Annotated in this window: 21 protein-coding genes; 7 read left to right on the top strand and 14 right to left on the bottom strand. The window is 66.4% G+C overall.

Annotation, left to right across the window (positions count from 1 at the left end):
- Positions 1–15 precede the first annotated feature (15 nt).
- Entirely contained in the window at positions 16–1,275 is a 1,260-nt protein-coding gene (locus F804_RS0105420; protein ID WP_051142293.1) for a helix-turn-helix domain-containing protein, read from the top strand.
- A gap of 37 nt (positions 1,276–1,312) precedes the next feature.
- On the opposite strand, the gene F804_RS0105415 is transcribed toward F804_RS0105420, so the two are convergent.
- Positions 1,313–2,365 (bottom strand): dipeptidase, encoded by a 1,053-nt coding sequence (locus F804_RS0105415; RefSeq protein ID WP_022706736.1) that lies wholly within the window; start codon positions 2,363–2,365, stop codon positions 1,313–1,315.
- A 159-nt stretch (positions 2,366–2,524) separates the two neighbouring features.
- Here F804_RS0105415 and parA point away from each other — a divergent pair, with 159 nt between their 5' ends.
- Positions 2,525–3,157: a ParA family partition ATPase gene (parA, locus tag F804_RS0105410; protein WP_022706735.1), complete on the top strand. Its 633-nt coding sequence runs from the start codon at positions 2,525–2,527 to the stop codon at positions 3,155–3,157.
- On the opposite strand, the gene F804_RS0105405 is transcribed toward parA, so the two are convergent.
- Together F804_RS0105405 and F804_RS17565 are read right to left on the bottom strand one after the other, a co-directional pair.
- A complete protein-coding gene (locus tag F804_RS0105405) occupies positions 3,152–3,829 on the bottom strand; it encodes an NAD-dependent deacylase (protein WP_022706734.1) in 678 nt (225 codons plus the stop codon). The genes parA and F804_RS0105405 overlap by 6 nt on opposite strands.
- A gap of 5 nt (positions 3,830–3,834) precedes the next feature.
- Positions 3,835–4,137 carry a hypothetical protein gene (locus tag F804_RS17565; protein ID WP_022706733.1) on the bottom strand — a complete coding sequence of 101 codons (303 nt, stop codon included), beginning with the start codon at positions 4,135–4,137 and terminating at the stop codon, positions 3,835–3,837.
- Positions 4,138–4,292: 155 nt separating this feature from the next.
- Here F804_RS17565 and F804_RS0105395 point away from each other — a divergent pair, with 155 nt between their 5' ends.
- The 4 genes from F804_RS0105395 to lepA all read left to right on the top strand — a co-directional run bounded on the left by F804_RS0105395 (position 4,293) and on the right by lepA (position 8,525).
- Positions 4,293–4,985, top strand: coding sequence for an HAD family hydrolase (locus F804_RS0105395; RefSeq protein WP_022706732.1), 693 nt, complete (start codon positions 4,293–4,295; stop codon positions 4,983–4,985).
- Complete coding sequence (locus tag F804_RS15740) at positions 4,982–5,920, top strand: DMT family transporter (RefSeq protein ID WP_022706731.1); 939 nt, start codon at positions 4,982–4,984, stop codon at positions 5,918–5,920. Before F804_RS0105395 ends, F804_RS15740 begins: the two co-directional genes overlap by 4 nt.
- 43 nt (positions 5,921–5,963) lie before the next feature.
- Positions 5,964–6,659: a type 1 glutamine amidotransferase domain-containing protein gene (locus F804_RS0105385; protein ID WP_028725646.1), complete on the top strand. Its 696-nt coding sequence runs from the start codon at positions 5,964–5,966 to the stop codon at positions 6,657–6,659.
- A gap of 66 nt (positions 6,660–6,725) precedes the next feature.
- A complete protein-coding gene (gene lepA / locus F804_RS0105380) occupies positions 6,726–8,525 on the top strand; it encodes a translation elongation factor 4 (RefSeq protein ID WP_022706729.1) in 1,800 nt (599 codons plus the stop codon).
- A gap of 43 nt (positions 8,526–8,568) precedes the next feature.
- Here lepA and F804_RS0105375 read toward each other — a convergent pair whose 3' ends face one another.
- The 7 genes from F804_RS0105375 to guaA all read right to left on the bottom strand — a co-directional run bounded on the left by F804_RS0105375 (position 8,569) and on the right by guaA (position 16,346).
- Complete coding sequence (locus F804_RS0105375) at positions 8,569–8,715, bottom strand: entericidin A/B family lipoprotein (RefSeq protein ID WP_022706728.1); 147 nt, start codon at positions 8,713–8,715, stop codon at positions 8,569–8,571.
- A 60-nt stretch (positions 8,716–8,775) separates the two neighbouring features.
- A complete protein-coding gene (rbsD, locus tag F804_RS0105370) occupies positions 8,776–9,159 on the bottom strand; it encodes a D-ribose pyranase (protein WP_022706727.1) in 384 nt (127 codons plus the stop codon).
- 3 nt (positions 9,160–9,162) lie between these two features.
- Positions 9,163–10,350 carry a dipeptidase gene (locus tag F804_RS0105365; RefSeq protein ID WP_022706726.1) on the bottom strand — a complete coding sequence of 396 codons (1,188 nt, stop codon included), beginning with the start codon at positions 10,348–10,350 and terminating at the stop codon, positions 9,163–9,165.
- A gap of 102 nt (positions 10,351–10,452) precedes the next feature.
- Complete coding sequence (locus tag F804_RS0105360) at positions 10,453–12,270, bottom strand: M3 family oligoendopeptidase (RefSeq protein ID WP_022706725.1); 1,818 nt, start codon at positions 12,268–12,270, stop codon at positions 10,453–10,455.
- 64 nt (positions 12,271–12,334) lie between these two features.
- A complete protein-coding gene (locus tag F804_RS0105355) occupies positions 12,335–13,144 on the bottom strand; it encodes a GNAT family N-acetyltransferase (protein ID WP_022706724.1) in 810 nt (269 codons plus the stop codon).
- Between the two features lie 58 nt (positions 13,145–13,202).
- Complete coding sequence (locus F804_RS0105350) at positions 13,203–14,726, bottom strand: cryptochrome/photolyase family protein (RefSeq protein ID WP_028725645.1); 1,524 nt, start codon at positions 14,724–14,726, stop codon at positions 13,203–13,205.
- A 60-nt stretch (positions 14,727–14,786) separates the two neighbouring features.
- Positions 14,787–16,346 (bottom strand): glutamine-hydrolyzing GMP synthase, encoded by a 1,560-nt coding sequence (gene guaA / locus F804_RS0105345; RefSeq protein WP_022706722.1) that lies wholly within the window; start codon positions 16,344–16,346, stop codon positions 14,787–14,789.
- A 136-nt stretch (positions 16,347–16,482) separates the two neighbouring features.
- Here guaA and F804_RS16875 point away from each other — a divergent pair, with 136 nt between their 5' ends.
- On the top strand, positions 16,483–16,995 hold the full coding sequence (locus F804_RS16875; protein ID WP_022706721.1) for a CAP domain-containing protein: 513 nt from the start codon (positions 16,483–16,485) through the stop codon (positions 16,993–16,995).
- Positions 16,996–17,031: 36 nt separating this feature from the next.
- Here the strand turns inward: F804_RS16875 and F804_RS0105335 are convergent, their stop codons facing one another.
- The 4 genes from F804_RS0105335 to F804_RS0105320 are packed head-to-tail and all read right to left on the bottom strand — an operon-like array spanning position 17,032 to position 20,997.
- Entirely contained in the window at positions 17,032–18,366 is a 1,335-nt protein-coding gene (locus tag F804_RS0105335; protein WP_022706720.1) for a branched-chain amino acid ABC transporter permease, read from the bottom strand.
- Positions 18,367–18,376: 10 nt separating this feature from the next.
- Positions 18,377–19,384, bottom strand: coding sequence for a branched-chain amino acid ABC transporter permease (locus tag F804_RS0105330; protein ID WP_022706719.1), 1,008 nt, complete (start codon positions 19,382–19,384; stop codon positions 18,377–18,379).
- A 3-nt stretch (positions 19,385–19,387) separates the two neighbouring features.
- Positions 19,388–20,218: an ABC transporter ATP-binding protein gene (locus F804_RS0105325; RefSeq protein WP_022706718.1), complete on the bottom strand. Its 831-nt coding sequence runs from the start codon at positions 20,216–20,218 to the stop codon at positions 19,388–19,390.
- Positions 20,215–20,997 carry an ABC transporter ATP-binding protein gene (locus F804_RS0105320; RefSeq protein WP_022706717.1) on the bottom strand — a complete coding sequence of 261 codons (783 nt, stop codon included), beginning with the start codon at positions 20,995–20,997 and terminating at the stop codon, positions 20,215–20,217. The genes F804_RS0105325 and F804_RS0105320 overlap by 4 nt, the downstream gene beginning before the upstream one ends.
- Between the last annotated feature and the right edge of the window lie 29 nt (positions 20,998–21,026).

Raw genomic sequence — 21,026 nt, 5'->3', positions numbered from 1 at the left:
GATGAGGCATTCGGGATGAGCAGGCTGCGGGCAAAACACCCGGCAGAGGACTTCGTGCAAGTGGAGGAAGACGTGCATTTCCTCGACGAAGATACACGTTTGGGCGATCTCATGCGGGGCGAGCGGGCGACTTTGGGCAAGTCGCTGCTTGATGTTCAGCGAGAGCTGCGCATCAGGGCGTCCTATGTCGCCGCGATCGAGAATTGCGATATCACGTCGTTCGACACGCCCAGTTTCATCTCGGGCTATGTGCGTTCCTATGCCCGTTATCTGGGCATGGACCCCGACTGGACCTTCCGCCGGTTCTGCCAGGAATCCGGTTTCCAGCCGACCCACGGCATGGCCGCCGCAGCATCCGGTCCCAAGCCCGCACGCCGTCCCTCGGACCCGGCCGAGGCGCTGGCCAATCCCCGTGCGCTGTTCATCCCGCAGAAGAAAAGCTTCTGGTCCGAGATCCAGCCCGGTGCCGTCGGCGCGATGCTGGTTCTGGTCGCGCTGATCGGCGGGCTTGCCTATGGCGGCTATGCCGTCCTGCAAGAGGTGCAGCGCGTCACGCTTGCGCCGGGCGACGACACGCCCAGCATCGTGGCCGAGCTTGACCCGACCAAGGGCGCGGGCATCGTGGACCCGACCATCGAACAGAACGGCAGCGCGACGCTTGCGCAGAACCTGCCGCAGCCGGAATCGCTGGACCGTCTCTATCGTCCGCAGATCCTCGAAGCGCCGGTGCTGACCGCGCGCGACGGCCCCATCGCGGCCATCGATCCGGGCATCATCGAGAATGCCGCCGCGGTCGAGAGCGTGATCGCCGCCGCAGGGCAGGTGACCGAGGTGTCGCAGCCGACCGAGGTCGAGGGCCCCTCGCAGCCGGAACAGCAGGTGGCCGAGGCAGGCGTCAGCACGACCGCCCCCGATGCGCCCGAGCTGGAGCTGATGGCCGCGCGTCCCGCATGGGTCCGCGTCAAGGCAGCCGATGGCACGGTCCTTCTGGAAAAGATCATGGATGCGGGCGAACGCTTCACCCTGCCCAAGCTGGAAGAGGCGCCGACCCTGCGGACGGGCAATTCCGGTGCGATCTACTTCGCGGTGAACGGACAGACCTATGGCCCTGCCGCGCCGGGTGCGCAGGTCGTCAGCAATATCGCGCTGGCATCCGACAGCCTGACCCAGGCGTATCAGCTTGCCGATCTGGGGGCCGACCCCGAACTGGCCGAGATGGTGGCCGTCGCGCAGGCGGATACCGGCACACCGCCCGACGATCAGACGTCGGAATGAATGACAAGGCCCGGTCCATCGACCGGGCCTTTTTCGTTCAGGTGGGCTTCCAGGTGCGTTCCAGCGCCGAAATCCAGTTCCGGTGCGTGATCTTGGCGATCAACTCCTGCCCATAGCCTGCCTTTTCCATCGCGGCGACGAGGTTCGGAAGCGCTGCCGCATCCGCAAGGTCGGCGGGCATCAACGCGCCATCGAAATCCGACCCGAGCGCCACGCCGTCCTCGCCTAGGATGCCCATCATGTGGTCCATGTGGCGGATCATCACGTCCAGATCGTCCAGCGGCAGACGCCGCCCGTCCTTGCGCAGGAAGCTCGAAGCGAAGTTCAGACCGACGAGGCCGCGGCTTTGGGCGATGACCTCAAGCTGTCGATCCGTCAGGTTCCGGCTGCTTTCACAAAGCGCGTGGGCGCAGCTGTGGCTGGCGACCAGCGGTGCATCCGACAGCGCGGCGACATCGTCGAAACCGGCCTCGTTCAGATGCGACAGGTCCAGCATGATCCCCAGCTTGTTGCATTCCGCGACCAGCCGCTTGCCGTCCGCGCTGAGGCCCGCACCGATATCGGGCGTGGCAGGGAAGGCGAAGGGCACCCCTTCGGCAAAGCGCGTGTTCCGCGACCAGACCGGCCCGAGCGACCGCAGCCCCATCCGGTGCCACAGATGCAGCGCGTCCATGTCCGGGATCGCCTCGATCCCCTCCATGTGCATGATCGCGGCGATCTGGCCCTGCGCGATGGCGTCGCGCAGATCGGCGGCGTCGCGAACGACGCGCAGCGTGCCGGTGCGTTCCAGCGACAGCAGGGCTGCGGCCTGCGCCATCGCATGGGGCAGGGCGGCGTCCGGGGCGATCGGCTCGGGCAGGGGCAGTCGGAAGGGCGGATTCTCGAGCTGGCGAAGGCTCTCATCATCGTCCAGACCGGCGGGCGAGGGCACCCAGATCGCGAAGAAGCCGCCGACCATGCCGCCCTTGCGGATGCGCGGCAGGTCCAGGTGGCCGCGCCCGTTCCCGTTCAGCCACAGGTCCTGTCCGCCGGCTCCGGCCGCGACGATGCGTTGCAAAAGATCGTTGTGGCCGTCGAAGATCGGCGTCATCCCTGTGCTCCTGTCTTTTCATTTTGTGCAAACATGCCCGCGCTTTCCGGGGTGTGCAATCCTGCTGCACCACCAAGATGATGCAAGCGCAGAAATTCCGTGCAATCGCGTGACGCTTCGTTAACCTGCCCGGAAGGACCATCGGTAAGGGGCATCTTCATGGCAGGCCGCATCATCACCGTCGCGCAGCAGAAGGGCGGATCGGGCAAGACGACGCTGGCGGTTAACCTGGCCGTCTGCCTGCACGCGCGGGGCCATTCCGTGGCGCTGGTCGATACCGATCCGCAGGGCAGCATGGGCCGCTGGTTCATGGAACGCATGCAGTCGAGGGGCGAGGACGAGGCGATGGATTTCTCGACCTCTTCCGCATGGGGTGCCAGCTACGAATCCGAGAAGCTGAAGAAGCGCTTCGATTTCGTCATCATCGACACGCCGCCCAAGATCGACAGCGACCTGCGCCCGGCGCTGCGCGTGGCCGACCTTGTTCTGGTGCCCGTCGCCAGCAGCCAGGTGGACCTGTGGGCGACTGAAGGCGTGCTGGACCTGGCCAAGCGCGAAAAGGCGGACGTACTGATCGTGCTGAACCGCACCCGACCCAATACCCGCCTTGCGGCCGAGGTCGCGGCAGGGGCGCAGGGCCTGGGCGCGGCACTGGCCGATACGCAGCTTGCGAACCGCGTGGCATATGCCGAGAGCCTCGGCGCGGGGCTGGGCGCATCGGAAACCGCGCGGCGCGGCCCCGCCAGCGACGAGGTCAACGGCTTGACCGACGAGATCCTGTCCCGGCTATAGCAGCGTGGCGACCCATTCGGGCACGGTCTCGGATGCCGGGCCCATGATCTGGCGGTCGAAATCTCGGGCGTTCATGCTGGTCTGAAGGTTCAGTTCGACGCACTCGACCCCGTTGCGCGACGCGTGCTGCGCAAATCCCGCCGCGGGATAGACGTTGCCCGACGTGCCGATCGCGACGAACAGGTCCGCGCCCTCCAGCGCTGTCCAGATCCGGTCCATGTGATAGGGGATCTCTCCGAACCAGACGATGTCGGGCCGGGTCGCGGGCGCGGCGCAGTTGGGGCAGCGGTCGTCCGGCGACATGATTGCGGGCGCGGGCCAGCGATGGTCGCATTCCGCGCACAGGGCCCCGTCCAGCGCGCCATGCATGTGGATCACGTCGCGGCTGCCGCCGCGTTCGTGCAGTGCGTCGACGTTCTGCGTGACCAGCGTCAGGTCGTGATGATCCTGCAGCTGCGCCAGCGCGCGATGCGCCGCGTTCGGCTGCGCCTCGGACGCCGCGGCACGGCGCATGTTGTAGAATCGATGCACCAGTTCGGGATCGCGGGCAAAGCCCTCGGGCGTGGCCACGTCCTCGATCCGGTGATCTTCCCACAGCCCGTCCGAGGCGCGGAAGGTCGGCAACCCGCTCTCGGCCGAGATACCGGCGCCGGTCAGCACCGTGATCCGCAAACGGCTTACCGGCACAGCGCCTCGGCCTGGGAGGCGAAGTTGCGATAGCGGCGCCAGAAGGCGTTGTCGGAATCGCGCTTGGACATCCGCACTTCCTGGGCGCGGTGCGGGTCGCGGAAGAACTGCGCCGCGCGGCGCTGGTCGGACCGCGACAGCGACCGGTTGGCGACCTGCTGGATGCAGCCGCACAGGGGGGCGTTGCCGCGCGCGCGGTCGGAACGGACGCATGCGTTGTCGATGGGCCCCGCCATCGCAAGCGGCGTCGTCAGCACGACCGCGGCGGCCGCGATCACTAGGCGATTGAACATGACTGTCTCCTCGGTTTCCTGATCCTCGGGCAGCGGTCCGCCGGTTGACCCGGTCTTCGCGATCCCGCATGCAGCCGGTATCATAGCATCAGCGCCCCCGCCGCTCAATCGCGCGGGTGCGGACAAATCGCCCCATGCGGGCGCCAGGAGGGCACATGATCCGCGCCATCGGCCTCGATGCCGACGACACCCTGTGGGAAAACGAGAGCTTCTTCCGGCTGACCGAAGAAGAATTCTGCGCGATGCTGTCGGCCCATGCCGAACCGGGCGACATCGCCGCGCGGCTGGTCGATGTGGAACGCGCGAACCTCGAACGCTATGGCTATGGCATCAAGGGGTTCATGCTGTCGATGGTGGAAACCGCGATCCAGCTGACCGACGGCGCGGTGGACGGTCGCACGATCCACCGCATCCTGGAATTGGGGCAGGAGATGCTGGCACATCCCGTCAACCTGCTGCCGGGGGTCGAGGATGCGCTGGACCGCCTGTCCGGCCATCGCCTGATGCTGATCACCAAGGGCGACCTGATGGACCAGGAACGCAAGGTCGCGGCGTCGGGCCTTGCGGAACGCTTCGCCTCGGTCGAGATCCTGGCCGAGAAATCGCCCGAGGCCTATGCCCGCGTCCTTGCCGCGCAGGGGATCGCCCCCGAAACCTTCCTGATGGCCGGCAATTCGCTGAAAAGCGACGTGATCCCGGTGATCGAGCTTGGCGGCTGGGGCGTGCATGTCCCGCACGAGATGACCTGGGTGCTGGAACATGCCGACGAGCCCGAGGATCCGCGCTTCCGCCGGATCGCGACGCTGGCCGAACTGCCCGACCTTCTGGACTGGATCCGCAGAGCATGAGCGCCGAGGCGAATGGCCGCGCGGCACTGCTGATGGTCGCCGCGATGGCGCTGTTCGCGATCGAGGACGCCTTCATCAAGCTGCTGGGCGCCGGCATGGGCGTCGGGCTGCTTCTGGTCCTGACCGGCCTGCCGGGTGCGGCGATCTTCTGGATCAGACTGCGCCTGCGGGGCGGTCGCATGCTGTCGCGCGATATCCTTCGCCCCGTCGTCCTGCTGCGCACCCTGGGCGAGATCATCGGCGCCGTCGGTTTCGTCACCGCGCTGGCCAAGGGCGACCTGGCCGCGACTGCCGCGATCCTTCAGGTGCTGCCGCTGGCGCTGGTCATGGGCGGGGCGCTGTTCCTGGGCGAGACGGTCGGCTGGCGTCGCTGGCTGTCGGTGATCCTGGGCTTTGCGGGCGTCCTGCTGATCCTGCGGCCCGGCACGCAATCCTTCGATCCGGTGATGCTGTGGGCCGTGGTCGGGGTCTTCGGTCTGGCGCTGCGCGATCTGGTCACGCGGCTGGTCCCTGCCGATCTGCCATCCGACATCCTGTCGGGTGCGGCCTATGGCGCGATCGTTCCGGCGGGCATCGTGCTGATCCTGCTGCGCTCCGAAACGCTGGCCATGCCGACGCCGATCGAGTGGGTCCATGTCGCGGGGACCGTCGTCTTCGGCGTCAGCGGATACGCGGTCATGGTCGCGGCCCTGCGCATGGGCGAGGCGTCGATGGTCGCGCCCTTCCGCTATGCCCGGCTGGGCTTTGCGCTGATCATCGCGGCCCTCGTCTTCGGCGAACGGCCCGACGCCATCACGCTGGCGGGTGCGGCGCTGATCGCGGGGGCAGGGGGCTATGCCATGTGGCGCGAGGCCCGTCTGCGCGGCGGCGGCAGGCAGGTGGTCGGCAGCCTGCTGCGCGCGTCCCGTCGGCGCCGGGGCGATGGAACCCGCTAGGACGGCCATACATTTGTTGGTCGAACAGCTATCGGAGACCACCATGCCCAAGGCACTGATCATCCTCACCTCGCATGGCAGGATGGGCGACACCGACACGCCCACCGGCTTCTACTGGGAAGAACTGGCCGCCCCCTACTGGGCGCTGTCCGATGCCGGTTACCACATCGAGATCGCGTCCATCGAAGGCGGACGCCCGCCCGCCGATCCCAGCAGCGAGGCCGATGACGCGATGACCGACGAGGTCCGCCGCTTCCTGGCCGACGATGCCGCCATGAACCGCCTGAACAACACCGAGAAGGTCGCGGACGTCCAGGTCTCGGGCTGCGACATCGTCTTCCTGCCGGGCGGCCACGGCACCATGTGGGACCTGCCCCAGAACGAGGCGCTTGGTCGCCTGCTGGCCGAGGCGTTCGAGAAGGGCGCCGTCGTCGGTGCAGTCTGCCACGGTCCGGCGGGGCTTCTGGGCGCGAGGCTGTCGAACGGCGATCCGCTGATCAAGGGCCGCCGCGTCGCCGGTTTCTCGAACTCCGAGGAAGAGGCCGTGGGCCTGTCGGGCACCGTCCCCTTCCTGCTGGAGGACCGCCTGAAGGAGCAGGGCGGCGAATACAGCGCGGGCGAGAACTGGTCGTCCTATGCCCTTGCCGACGGCAAGCTGGTCACCGGTCAGAACCCGCAATCCTCGGCCGAGGTGGCGCGGCTGATGATCGCGGCGGCCGATCTGCCGACCGTCATCTGACGACCTTGTGCCGCGGGGTGCTTGAATCCTCTTTTCCAGCGCCTCGCGGCCCTGTATAGCCCGGCCATGACCGAGCTCGACCGCATTCGCAACTTCTCCATCGTGGCGCATATCGACCACGGAAAATCCACCCTCGCCGACCGGCTGATCCAGCTGACGGGGACTGTCGCCGAACGCGACATGAAGAACCAGATCCTCGATGCCATGGACATCGAGCGTGAGCGGGGGATCACCATCAAGGCGAACACCGTTCGCATCGCCTATCCGGCGCAGGATGGGCATACCTATATCCTGAACCTGATCGACACGCCGGGCCACGTCGATTTCGCCTACGAGGTCAGCCGGTCGATGCGCGCGGTCGAGGGCAGCCTGCTGGTCGTCGACGCCACGCAGGGCGTCGAGGCGCAGACGCTGGCGAACGTGTATCAGGCCATCGACGCCGACCACGAGATCGTTCCGGTTCTGAACAAGATCGACCTGCCTGCGGCGGAACCCGACCGCGTCAAGGAGCAGATCGAGGACGTGATCGGCATCGACGCGTCGCAGGCCATCCCGATCAGCGCCAAGTCCGGCATGGGCATCCCCGACGTGCTGGAGGCCATCGTCCACCGTTTGCCCGCGCCCAAGGGCGACCGGGATGCGCCCCTCAAGGCGATGCTGGTCGACAGCTGGTACGATGCCTATCTTGGCGTCGTCGTCATGATCCGCGTCATGGACGGCGTCATCCGCAAGGGTGACCAGGTCAAGATGATGCAGACCGGCGCGACCTACCGCCTGGACAAGCTGGCCGTGCTGACGCCCGCGATGAAGGATATCGCGGAACTCGGTCCGGGCGAGATCGGGGTCTTCACCGCCTCGATCAAGCAGGTCCGCGACACCCGCGTCGGCGACACCATCACGCATGAAAAGAAACCGACCGACCGCGCGCTTCTGGGCTTCAAGCCCGCGCAGCCGGTGGTCTTCTGCGGGCTGTTCCCGGTGGACGCCAACGATTTCGAGGCCCTTCGCGAGGCGATCGAGAAGCTGGCCCTGAACGACGCGAGCTTCAGCTACGAGATGGAAACCTCGGCCGCGCTTGGCTTCGGGTTCCGCTGCGGCTTCCTCGGGCTGCTGCATCTGGAGGTGATCCGCGACCGCCTGGAACGCGAATACGATCTGGACCTGATCACCACCGCGCCTTCGGTGGTCTTCAAGCTGCACATGAAGGATGGCGAGGTGCGCGACCTGCACAACCCCGCCGACATGCCCGACATGACGCTGATCGACCACATCACCGAGCCGCGCATCAAGGCGACCATCATGGTCCCCGACGAATATCTGGGCGACGTGCTTAAGCTGTGCCAGGACCGTCGCGGCATCCAGATGGACCTGACCTATGCGGGCAGCCGCGCGATGGCGGTCTACGACCTGCCGCTGGCCGAGGTCGTGTTCGACTTCTACGACCGCCTGAAATCGGTCACCAAGGGCTATGCCAGCTTCGATTACCAGATCAGCGAATACCGCGAGGACAACCTCGTGAAGATGTCGGTGCTGGTGAACGACGAACCGGTGGACGCGCTGGCGATGATGGTCCATCGCGACCGCGCCGAGAGCCGGGGCCGCGTCATGGTCGAGAAGCTGAAGGAGCTGATTCCGCGGCACATGTTCAAGATCCCGATCCAGGCAGCGATCGGCAGCCGCGTCATCGCGCGCGAGACGCTGTCGGCCATGCGCAAGGACGTGACCGCAAAATGCTATGGCGGCGACGCGACGCGGAAGAAGAAGCTGCTGGAGAAGCAGAAGGCCGGCAAGAAGAAGATGCGGCAGTTCGGCAAGGTCGAGATCCCGCAGACCGCCTTCATCCAGGCCCTGAAGATGGACAACTGATCCGAAGATGAAAGGCCCCCGGTGATCCGGGGGCCTTTCGGTTTCACAGGCCGGCCTGCGCCTCGGCGCTTTCCTCCTGGATGACCGCGCCCGCGGTCGAGATGTCGCGCCCCGCACCCTGAACGGTCTCGCAGGCGGCAAGGCCCATCAGGGCAAGGATGGCACCGAGGCCAAGGAACTTCCGGGACATTTCAAACCTCCGAATTTGTCTGCGGTTGAAACGTCGCCATCGGCGGGCCGGTTCCTGCCCTTAGAACGCCACCCCGGCCCAGAGGCAGATATTCGCATATGGCGTGCATTCGCCCGTGCGGATCACCGCGCGCGCAGCCTGGGACCGGCGCTTGAATTCCTCGTGGGGCAGCGTCTCGACCTGGCCGATGGCGCGTTCGCGGAAGCGGGCGGACAGATCGACCGAGGCTTCGGTCGCAAGGGCCGCACGCTCGACCACCAGTTCGGACAGGATGGCGTCCATTACGTCGAAGACCCCGGGCAGGCCGCGCGTGACGGCAAGGTCGATGACCTCGACCCCCGGCGGGACGGGCAGCCCCGCATCCCCGATCACGATCAGGTCGCCATGCCCCATGGATGCGATCAGCCCCGAAAGCCGGGCGTTCAGCAAAGTCGTCTTCTTCATGTCCTATCCTTCGTCATCCGGCAGGCTGTCCAGAAGGAAGCCCACCATGTTCCCGCCCATCACCTTGGCGATCTGCGCCTCGGTCAGGCCGGCATCGATCAGCGCCTGGGTCAGCGCCGCAAGATGCGCCGCGCCGAAGGGGCTGTCCACCGATCCGTCGTGATCCGACCCGAGCGAGACGTGATCCTCGCCCACCAGCAGGATCGCGGCCTTGATCGACGAGGCCACGTCGGCGGGTGTCGGGCCGCAGACCACGTCCGACCAGAAGCCGATGCCGATCAGCCCGCCCTTGTCGGCGATCCCGCGGACCAGCTCGTCGGACAGGTTGCGGGGGCTGGGGCAATGGCCGTGGATGCCGGTATGGGACAGGACGGGGCGCACGCCGTCGATCTGCAGCACGTCGCGGACCATCTGCGGGCTTGCATGGGCCAGGTCGACGATCATGTCGCGTTCGACCATCCCGGCCACGACCTGCCGCCCGAAATCCGACAGGCCCGATCCGGAGCCGCCTTCGCCATGCAGGCTGCCGCCCAGTTCGTTGTCGAAGAAATGCGTCAGCCCGATCAGGCGAAAGCCCGCGTCGTACAGCTCGTCCAGGGCCGCGATGTCGCGTTCCAGCGGGTGGCCGCCCTCTGATCCCAGGATGCCACCGACCGTGTTCGCGCCTGCCTGCCTTGCGGCCAGCAGCTCGGTCAGGTCGGTGCGGGTCCGGATGACGCGCAGCGCATCGGGGTCACGCTCGGCCGCGTCGCGCAGCGCGCGCGCCTGCACCAGGGCGCGTGCCTTGAGCGATGTCCAGGCGGGGATGGGACGCAGCTGACCGATGAACAGGGGCGTGATGTTGTCGGGTGCCTCGGCGCTGTTCTCGGCATAGTTCTGGCCGCGCGGGCTTTTGGTGACGGTGGTAAAGACCTGCAGCGCGACATTGCCTTCCTGCAGGCGGGGCACGTCGGTATGGCCGTGATCGACGCGGGTCAGCAGGTCGCGATCCCACAGCAGCGCGTCGGAATGCCAATCCCCGATGGTCAGGCCGTCATGCAGGTCCTGCGCCTCGGGGGTGATCTCCCACCCGTCCTCGGGCATGGTCAGCGGGTTCATTCCGCGTTCGACATAGGCGGGTGCGAAGCTGAAGAACGCAGCCCCGCCCGCGACAAGCAGCAGGCCCGTGCCTGCTGCAATCTTCTTCCACATGGTCCCCTCCGACTGATCCCCTGGGGGTCAGCATAGCGCGGCAGGCCCGCGATGCCATGCGGAATGATGGCAAGGGGCCGCCCCGAAGGACGGCCCGCTGCGTCAATCTTCCAGGCGCTCCAGCTCGTCGATGAAGCCTTCGATCATCGACAGGCCCTTGTCCCAGAAGGCGGGATCGGAGGCATCCAGCCCGAAGGGGGCCAGCAGCTCCTTGTGGTGCTTGGATCCGCCTGCGGCCAGCAGGTCGAAATACTTCTGCTGGAAGTCCGGCAGCCCGTCCTCGTAGGCCGCATAGAGCGCGTTCACCAACCCGTCGCCGAAGGCATAGGCATAGACGTAGAAGGGCGAATGCACGAAATGCGGCACATAGGTCCAGAAGGTCTCATATCCGGTCATGTATTCGAAGACCGGGCCAAGGCTCTCGTGCTGGACCTCCATCCAGATCGCGTTGATGTCGTCGGGGGTCAGTTCACCTTCGGCACGCGCTGCATGCAGGCGGCATTCGAAATCGTAGAAGGCGATCTGGCGGACGACCGTGTTGATCATGTCCTCGACCTTGCCGGCAAGCAGCGCCTTGCGCTGCGCGGGGTCGGTCGTTTTGGCCAGCAGTGCGCGGAAGGTCAGCATCTCGCCAAAGACCGAGGCCGTTTCGGCCAGCGTCAGCGGGGTCGAGGCCAGCAGTTCTCCCTGATCGGCCGCGAGGCGCTGGTGCACGCCGTGACCCAGTTCATGGGCCAGCGTCATCACGTCGCGCGGCTTGCCCAGGTAATTCAACATGACATAGGGGTGCACCGTCGTGACCGTCGGATGCGCGAAGGCGCCGGGCGCCTTGCCGGGCTTCACGGCGGCATCGATCCAGCCCTTGTCGAAGAACGGTTCGGCCAGTTCGGCCAGCTTGGGCGAGAAGCCCGCATAGGCGTCCATCACGGTCGCGCGCGCCTCGGTCCAGTCGATCGTCTTGGGCGCGTCGGTCGGCAGGGGGGCGTTCCGGTCCCAGACCTGCAGCTTTTCCAGACCCAGCCATTTCGCCTTCAGCGCATAATAGCGGTGCGACAGGCGCGGATAGGCCTTGGTGACGGCATCGCGCAGCGCCTCGACCACCTCGGGTTCGACATGGTTCGACAGGTGGCGGCCATGCTGGGGGGTGGGCATCTTGCGCCACTTGTCCTCGATGGCCTTTTCCTTGGCCAGCGTGTTGTGGACGCGGGCGAACAGGCCGACATTCTTCTGGAACACCTGCGCCAAGGCGCGGGCGCCGGCCTCGCGCCGCGCGCGGTCGTGATCGGTCAGCAGGTTCAGCGTGGCCTCGAGGCCAAGTTCCTCGCCATCGACATCAAAGGTCAGCGCGGCAGTGGTTTCGTCGAACAGGCGGTTCCACGCGGCGGCGCCGACGACCGAGTTGTCGTGCAGGAACTGCTCCAGCTCGTCCGACAGCTGGTGGGGGCGCATGGCGCGCATCCGGTCGAAGACCGGCTTGTAGCGCGCGGGACCGTCCGGGGCGGAGAACACGGCCTCGTAGGTTTCATCCGGGATGCGGTTGAATTCCAGGCTGAAGAAGACCAGCGGCGTGGTCATGTCGGTGATGCGGGCCTGAAGGTCGCCCATCATCTTGGCCCGCGCCGGGTCGGTGGTGTTCTGGTAATAGCGCAGCCCCGCATAGGACATGATGCGACCGGCGATGATGTCGATCGCCTCGTAGGCCTTGATGCAGGTCAGCATGGCCTCGGCATCCAGATCGGCCAGCTTGCCCTGGTAGGTCTGGGCGAAGTCGCGGACCAGACCGTCCAGACGCTCGATATCCGAGTTCAGCTCGGGGCTGTCAGGACCGGGATAGAGATCGCTGAGGTCCCATTCCGGCAGATTCCCGAAGGGCGTGCCCTTGACCTGTTCTGCGGCATCGTAAAGCGGTGTGGCGGCCATGCGTTGGGTCCTTTCTTCTGTCGCAACAGATGTGGACCCTGATGTGGCGAACCGCAAGCCTTGGTCACAGCGCCGCGAAGGCGGGCGCATGGGCGATGGTCGCGCCGTCCGGCAGATCGCCCAGCAATTGCAGATACGGCCCCGCATAGGGCGAGGTCAGATCGGCGGGCCGGAACCCGAAGCGCGCGTAATAGGCCGGATCGCCCAGCACGACGATGGGCGTGTCGCCTGCATGCTGGATGGCGGCGCGGATCAGCGCGGACCCGATCCCCAGCCCCTGCGCGGCGGGATGCACCGCGACCGGCGCAAGCGCCAGCGCGGGGCGGTCCCCGCCCACGGGCGACAGCGCGATGTGGCCGACGACGGTTCCCGCGGCAACCGCCACCAGCGACAGTGCCAGATCGCCGTCCGCGCGCAGCAGGCGCACCAGCCGGGCCTCGGCCTCGCCCTCGAAAGCCAGGTGCAGCAGGTGGTCGATGGCATCGTGATCGCCCCGTTCCTCGGGGCGCATCGCGGGGGTCACGTCGTGGCGCTGAAAGTCGCGGGCGAATTGCGTGCTTTCGCGGCCCCAGGGGCTGTCGGCGGTTCGCGCCTGATGCGCCTCGAAGGCCGCGCCGTCGCGGAACAGCTCGGACAGGTGCCAGACCAGCGGGTCGTCGTCCTGCCACAGATCGAAGCGCAGGTTCCCGGACTCGGCCCGGCTGAGCGTGACGTGATCGGGCAGCAGGTTCAGCGCCGTCATCATCTGGCCCGCATCCGCGCAGGTCAGGCGACCGGTCAACGCGACCATCGGGGCGGGCAGGGCGATGGGCATGCCGCCTTCCGCGCAGTCGTGGCGTTCGGTCGCGTGGTGATGTCCGCAGGCGCAGCTCATGTGGTGTTCCCCTTCGTTCGGGCGCAGATTGCCTGCAAACGGGCGCAAGGGGAAGGCGTCAGACCGTCTCGCCCGCATCCATCCGTTTTAGGAAATCGGCAGCCTCGGCCCGGATCGTCTTGCGCTTGTCGGCATCCATCCGGTCCCATGTGCCATAGATGCGGCTGATGCGCGGGTTCTTCTGGAACCGTTCGCGGTGACGGACAAGGAAATCCCAATACAGCAAGTTGAAGGGGCAGGCGTCCTTGCCGGTCTTGGCCGTCACCTTGTAGGCGCAATGTTTGCAGTAATCCGACATCTTGCCGATATAGTTGCCGGAACTGACATAGGGCTTTGATCCGACGATGCCGCCATCGGCGAACTGGCTCATCCCGATGACATTCGGGGCCTCGACCCATTCATAGGCATCCAGATAGACCTCGAGATACCATTCATGGACCTGGTGCGGGTCGATCCCGGCCAGCAGGGCAAAATTGCCGGTGATCATCAGGCGCTGGATGTGATGGGCATAGGCAAGGCGCTGCGTCTGGCCCACCGCCTGCGACAGGCAGTTCATCCGCGTTTCCGCACCCCAGTACAGCGGCGGCAGATCGCGGTCGTGGCCCAGCTCGTTCCGGTCGGTGTAATCAGGCCCCTGCATGAAATAGATGCCGCGCATGTATTCGCGCCAGCCGAGGATCTGGCGGATGAAGCCCTCGGCGGAATTCAGGCGCACCTTGCCCTCGGCATAGGCCTTGGCGACGCGGTCGCAGACCTCGCGCGGGGACAGAAGGCCCGCATTGATATAGGGCGACAGGATCGAGTGATGTAGGTGCGGATCGTCCTGCAGCATCGCATCCTGATAGGGGCCGAATTCGTCCAGCGAATTGTCGATGAAATGCCGCAGCACCTTCAGCGCGCCCTGGCGGTCGGTGGCATAGTCGAAGGGGCGCAGATCGCCGAAATTTTCGGGAAAGCGTTGCTCGACCAGGTCCAGCACATCACAGGTGATCCGGTCCGGTTCGAAGCGCGGGGGGCCTTCGCGGAACAGGTCGGCCGCGGCGGGCTTGCGGTTGTCGTGGTCATAGTTCCACTGCCCGCCCGCAGGCTCGTCGTCCTCCATCAGCAGGCCGGTGCGGCGGCGCATCTCTCGATAGAACCACTCCATCCGCAATTCCTTGCGGCCCTCGGCCCACTCCTGGAAATCCTTGTGGCTGGCATAGAAGCGGTCGTCGGACAGCTGGCGCACCGTGATCGGCAGATAGGTCAGGATGTCGATCAGCCGCCATTCGCCGGGTTCCGTCGCGATCACCTCGGACGCGTCGTGTTCCGATGCGCGGCGCAGTAATTCGCCGCCGATCTTCTGGCTGTTCTCGGGGTCGTCCAGCCGCGTATAGGCGACGGTGAAGCCCTTGTCGCGCAGGTGATCTGCGAATTTGCGCATGGCCGCGAACAGGAACGCGATCTTCTTGGGGTGGTGGCGGACATAGGACGCCTCGTCCATCACCTCGGCCATGACGACGACATCGCCGTCCTTCGCCTCGCGCAGCGCGGACAGATCGTCGGACAGCTGATCGCCCAGAACCAGTATCAATCGCGTCATGGCACCCCCCAGAACGAAAGGGACGCGCAAGTTGCCCTGCGCGTTCCCCAACTTCTCAGGTCATTCCCACTCGATCGTGCCCGGGGGCTTCGAGGTGATGTCATAGGTGCAGCGGTTGATGCCCTTGACCTCGTTGATGATCCGCGTCGCGGTCTCGCCCAGGAATTCATGGGTGAAGGGATAGTAATCCGCCGTCATCCCGTCGACCGAGGTCACCGCACGCAGCGCGCAGGCATAGTCGTAGGTGCGACCGTCGCCCATCACGCCCACGGTGCGGACCGGAAGGATCGCGACGAAGGCCTGCCAGATCTCGTCGTACAGGTTGTGCTTGCGGATCTGGTCGATGAAGACCGCATCCGCCTTGCGCAGGATCTCCAGCTTGTCGCGGGTGATCTCGCCGGGGCAGCGGATGGCAAGGCCGGGGCCGGGGAAGGGGTGACGCCCGATGAACTTGTCGGGCAGGCCCAGCTCGCGGCCGAGGGCGCGGACCTCGTCCTTGAACAGCTCGCGCAGCGGCTCGACCAGCTTCAGGCCCATCTTCTCGGGCAGACCGCCGACATTGTGGTGCGACTTGATCGTGACCGAGGGCCCGCCGCTGAAGCTGACGCTCTCGATGACATCGGGATAGAGCGTGCCCTGGGCCAGGAACTCGGCACCGTCGATCTCGCCCGCGTATTTCTGGAACACGTCGATGAACAGGCGGCCAATGGTCTTGCGCTTGACCTCGGGGTCGGAAACGCCTTCGAGCGAGCCGAGGAACAGGTCGGCCTCGTTCGCGTGGATCAGCGGGATGTTGTAGTTGTCGCGGAACATCTCCACGACCTCTTCGGCCTCGTTCAGGCGCAGAAGGCCGTGATCGACGAAGACGCAGGTCAGCTGGTCGCCGATCGCCTCGTGGATCAGGACGGCAGCGACGCTGCTGTCCACGCCGCCCGACAGGCCGCAGATGACCTTGCGGTCGCCCACCTGCTCGCGGATCTTGCGGATCGCCTCGTCCTTGTAGGACGCCATCGTCCAGTCGCCGGTAAAGCCCGCCATCCTGACGAAGTTCTCCAGCATCGTGCGGCCGTTCGGGGTGTGGTGCACCTCGGGGTGGAACTGCACGGCATAGAAGCGGCGCGCCTCGTCCGCGATCATCGCGAGGGGCGCGTTGGGCGAGGTGCCGATCACCTCGAAGCCCGGCGCGATCTCGGTCACGCGGTCGCCATGGCTCATCCAGACCTCCTCGCGGCCAGCGTCGAACAGGCCGGCGAAGATGCCGTCGCCCTTGTGGCCCGGCGCAGGCGCGATGAAGGCGCGGCCGTATTCGGCGTGGTGGCCCGCCTCGACGCGGCCGCCCAGCTGTTCCATCATGACCTGCTGGCCATAGCAGATGCCGAAGACGGGGACGCCCAGCTCGAAGACTGCTTGCGGCGCGCGGGGGCTGCCGGTCTCGGTCACGCTGGCGGGGCCGCCCGACAGGATGATCGCGCGCGGGTCGATCTCGCGCAGCTTCTCGTCGGTCAGCAGGTTGAAGGGATGGATTTCGCAGTAGACGTTCAGCTCACGCAGGCGGCGCGCGATAAGCTGCGTCACCTGGCTGCCGAAGTCGATGATGAGAAGGCGCTGATGCTGGGTCATGGATGCGCTTTAAGCGCGCCCGCGCGGCCATGCAAGGGTTTCGCGCCCGTCAATCCGGGGAACCGGTGCGAAGGCATGGGGTTGGGACTGAAATCGCCTGCAAACCGTTCATCCAACGATCCGAAAGGGTTCCGTCATGTTCCGTGCCTCGATCACAGCAATCGCAGCCCTGGGCGCGCTTGGCGCCTGCGACCGGATCGCCCCCGCGCCGGTGGCCGAGCCGATGGAGCAGTCGCTGGCCGCCAGCTGCGCGGGCGATGGCCCTGCCGCCGACCGCCTCGCGCAGGCCGTGGAAGCCGCGCGCGTGGCCGAGGGCAAGACCGTCCTTGCACGGACCGAGGCGCTGGACCGCATTGCGCAGTCCCATGCCTGCGACATGGCGCTGATGGGGCGCGCCGATGTCGCGGGGTCGAATGGCAGCAATGTCGTGGATCGGGCGCGGGCCGTCGGCTATCCGACCTGCGGCGTGGTGCAGCTGGTCGGTGGCGGGACCAGCCCGGAGGGAACGGTCGCGGATTGGCTGATCCCCGGCCCGAACCGCGAACAGGTGCTGGGACAGCTGTCATTCGAGATCGGCAGCGGCGTCGCGCGCGGCGCGGACGGGCGCGTCTGGCACAGCGTTGTTCTTGGAAACGACTGCCGCGCATAAGGTAAGGGGCGCCCGGATGGGGCGCCCCTGTCGGTATCACTTCTCGGGCAGAAGGCCCCTTGGGGCGAAGCGCAGCACGGCCAGCAGGACCGCGCCCATCGCGATGAAGCGCATGTGCGGGCTGCTGTCCAGCAGGTGCTCCTTCAGGGGACCGTCGGATAGCGGGCCGGTCAGCGCGGCGATCGCGGCGGGGCCCCAGACCTCGGCCTTGATCCACAGGAACCAGATCAGCACCGATCCCAGAACCGCGCCCCAGTTGTTGCCGGACCCGCCCACGATGACCATCACCCAGATCAGGAAGGTATAGCGCAGCGGGTTGTAGCCCGTCGGCGCGACCAGCCCGTCCAGCGTCACCATCATCGCACCGGCGATGCCGATGACTGCCGATCCCAGCACGAAGACCTGGAGGTGGCGGCGGGTGACGTTCTTGCCCATCGCGCGGGCCGCCGTCTCGTTGTCGCGGATGGCGCGCATCATGCGGCCCCAGGGCGATTTCAGCGCCAGCTCGGCCAGCAGGATCAGGACCAGCAGCACGACGAGAAACAGCGACATGTAGGACAGCTTGACCCAGATGCCCGACGCCTCGGTCGCGGAAAAGCCCCAGCCTTGGGCGAAGGCCACGAAGTCGGGATTCTGCTGCAGGTCCACCTCGTAGGCGACGGGGCGCGGGATGGCGGTGATGTTCTTCACGCCGCGCGCCAGCCAGTCCTCGTTCTTCATGACGGCCACGATGATCTCGCCGATGCCGAGCGTGGCGATGGCGAGATAGTCCGAGCGCAGCCCCAGTGCCACCTTGCCGATGGCCCAGGCCGCGGCGGCGGCAAAGACGCCGCCCACCAGCCAGGACAGCAGCACCGGAAGGCCCAGCCCGCCGATATTGCCGTGACGGGCAGGGTTGTTGCCCTCGATCGCGAGGACGGCGGGGTCGAACAGCGACCGGAACAGGAAGAAGCCCGCCAGCAGCACCAGCGCGACGGCCCAGCCCTTGCGGGTCCGGCCCCAGACAAGGCGGGCCAGCGCAAGGACGCCCAGGCCCGCCAGCAGCGACAGGATCAGGCGAGGGCCACCGGCCTGCCATGCGCCCTCGACCGGGGGCAGGGACACCAGCACGGGCGCCAGCGCGCCCATCGCAAGGAAGCCCACGACGCCCACGTTGAACAGCCCGGCATAGCCCCACTGCATGTTCACGCCCAATGCCGTGATGGCCGAGATCAGCCCCATGTTCAGGATCGCGAGCGACGTGTTCCAGCTGCCCGAGAAGAGGTCGTTGCGGACCGTCCCCTCCAGCACGAACAGGATGGCGAGGATGCCGAACAGGACCGGCGCGCGCCAGGGGCTGGCGGATGCGGTGGATTGACGATTGCTTGCCATGATGACCCCCTTACACCGATTTGCCGCGGAACAGGCCCGTCGGGCGAAACAGCAGCACCACGATCAGGATCACGAAGCTGACGGCGAACTTGTATTCCGTGCCCAGCAGCTGCATCAGCCCGCCGGGTTCGTACCAGGGCGCGACATAGCCCGCGATCTTCAGCCACGGATAGGTGATCGCCACCTCGGAGAAGGCCACGAGGAACCCGCCCGCGATCGCGCCGAGCGGGCTGCCGAGGCCGCCGACGATGGCCGCCGCGAAGATGGGCAGCAGGATCTGGAAATAGTTGAAGGCCTTGAACGACTTGTCCAGACCATAGAGCGTGCCCGCGATGGTCGCCAGCGCGGCCGCGATGATCCAGACCTGCCGGACCACGCGTTCGGGGTCGATGCCCGACAGCAGCGCCAGATCCTCGTTGTCGGAATAGGCGCGCATCGCCTTGCCGGACTTGGTGCGGTTCAGGAACCAGAACAGCGCGATCATCACGGCAAAGGCCACGACCAGCGTCAGCGCCTGCGTGCTGCGCAGGGCCAGGCCTTCGTCCAGGCCGGTCATCGCCTTGAAGTCGCGGACGGTCACGATGAAGCGTTCGCCGTCGTCGAAGCGGATCTCGTCCACGCCGATGACCAGGCGCGTCAGGCCGTTCATCACGAACATCACGCCGACCGAGGCCATGACCAGGATGATCGGCGCGGCCTTCTGCCTGCGATAGAAGCGATAGACCACGCGGTCCGTCCCCAGCACCATCAGCGATGTCAGCGCGATACCGATGGGCAGGGCGATCAGCGCGGTGGGCAGCGGACCGAAGCCCACCCCAAGCGCCTGCAGGCCCCATGTGACCAGGATCACCAGCGCGGTGCCGAAGGCCATCGTGTCGCCATGCGCGAAGTTGGAAAACCGCAGGATGCCATAGATCAGCGTGACCCCAAGCGCACCCAGGGCAAGCTGCGCGCCATAGGCGGCGGCGGGGATGAAGACGAAGTTCAGAAAGACCACGAGGGCGTTCAGGATATCCATCGCTCAGCCCCCCAGGAAGGTGCGGCGCACCTCGTCATTGGCCATGAGTTCCTTTCCGGTGCCGGTATGGGCATTCGCGCCCTGCACCAGCACATAGGCCTTGTCGGCGATGTTCATCGCCTGTTGCGCGTTCTGTTCCACCATCAGCACGGGCAATCCGCCGCGCGCGATGGCGATGATGCGGTCGAACAGCTCGTCCATGACGATGGGGCTGACGCCCGCGGTCGGTTCGTCCAGCATCAGGACCTGCGGTTGCGTCATCAGCGCGCGGCCCACGGCGACCTGTTGGCGCTGCCCGCCCGACAATTCGCCTGCCGCCTGTTTGCGCTTCTCGGCGACGGCGGGGAACAGGTCATAGACCTGCTGCATGGTCTGGCGGATGTCGTCGTTCCGGATGAAGGCGCCCATCTCCAGGTTTTCCTCGACCGTCATGGACGGGAAGATGTTGTTCACCTGCGGGACGAAGCCCATGCCGGCCTTGACGCGGTCCTGCGGGTTCAGCGCGGTGATGTCGCGCCCGTTCAGACGCACGCTGCCCTGGCGCAGGTTCAGCATGCCGAAGATGGCCTTCATCGCGGTGGACTTGCCCGCGCCGTTCGGGCCGACGATCACGGCGATCTGGCCCTTTTCGACCGAGATCGTGCAATCGTGCAGGATGTCGGCGCCCTTGCCGTATCCGCCGGTCATGCCTTCGCCGATCAGGAAGGGATCGCCCGCGCGACCCTCGCCCACGGGACCTGAACGGCGGGTGCCGTCGATGGTGCCCATGCCGCGGGTGTTCACCACGGATGCATCGCGGTTGCCGCGATTGCCGAAGCTGTTCTGTCCGCTCATGCGCCCACCATGTCCTTGTTCTTCAGACCGGTGCCCAGATAGGCCTCGATCACGGCCTCGTCCTGCATGATGTCGCTGGCGCTGCCCTTGGCCAGCACCTTGCCCTCGGCCATGACGATGACCGGGTCGCACAGCTTGCCGATGAAATCCATGTCATGCTCGATCACGCAGAAGGTATAGCCGCGTTCCTTGTTCAGCCGGATGATCGCATCGGCGATGGTCATCAGCAGCGTGCGGTTCACGCCCGCGCCGACCTCGTCCAGGAATACGATCTTGGCGTCCACCATCATGGTGCGGCCCAGTTCCAGCAGCTTCTTCTGGCCGCCCGACAGGTTGCCCGCCTTTTCGTCGGCCAGGTGGCTGATGGTCAGGAAGTCCAGCACCTCGTCGGCCTTGTCACGCAGGGCGCGTTCCTCGCGGGCGATGCGACTGCGCTGGAACCAGGTCTTCCAGATCGTCTCGCCGGACTGGCCCGCGGGGACCATCATCAGGTTTTCCCGCACGGTCATGCTGGCGAATTCATGGGCCAGCTGGAAGGTCCGCAGCAGGCCCTTGTGGAACAGCTCGTGCGGGGGCAGGCCGGTGATGTCCTGCCCGTCCATGAAGACGCGCCCCGATGTCGGGGGCAGCACGCCCGCGATCACGTTGAACAGCGTCGACTTGCCCGCGCCGTTGGGGCCGATCAGCCCGGTGATCGATCCGGTCTCGATCGTCAGGCTGGCCCCGTCGACGGCATGGAAGCCGCCGAAATGTCTGTGTAGGTCCTCGACCCTTATCATCCTTCGTTCCCCGACCTTATCCGATGGAT

The sequence above is a fragment of the Paracoccus zeaxanthinifaciens ATCC 21588 genome, assembly GCF_000420145.1.
Lineage (GTDB): Bacteria > Pseudomonadota > Alphaproteobacteria > Rhodobacterales > Rhodobacteraceae > Paracoccus > Paracoccus zeaxanthinifaciens.
Note: the sequence above shows the minus strand (reverse complement) of the source record. Positions and strands in the feature narration are given on the sequence as shown.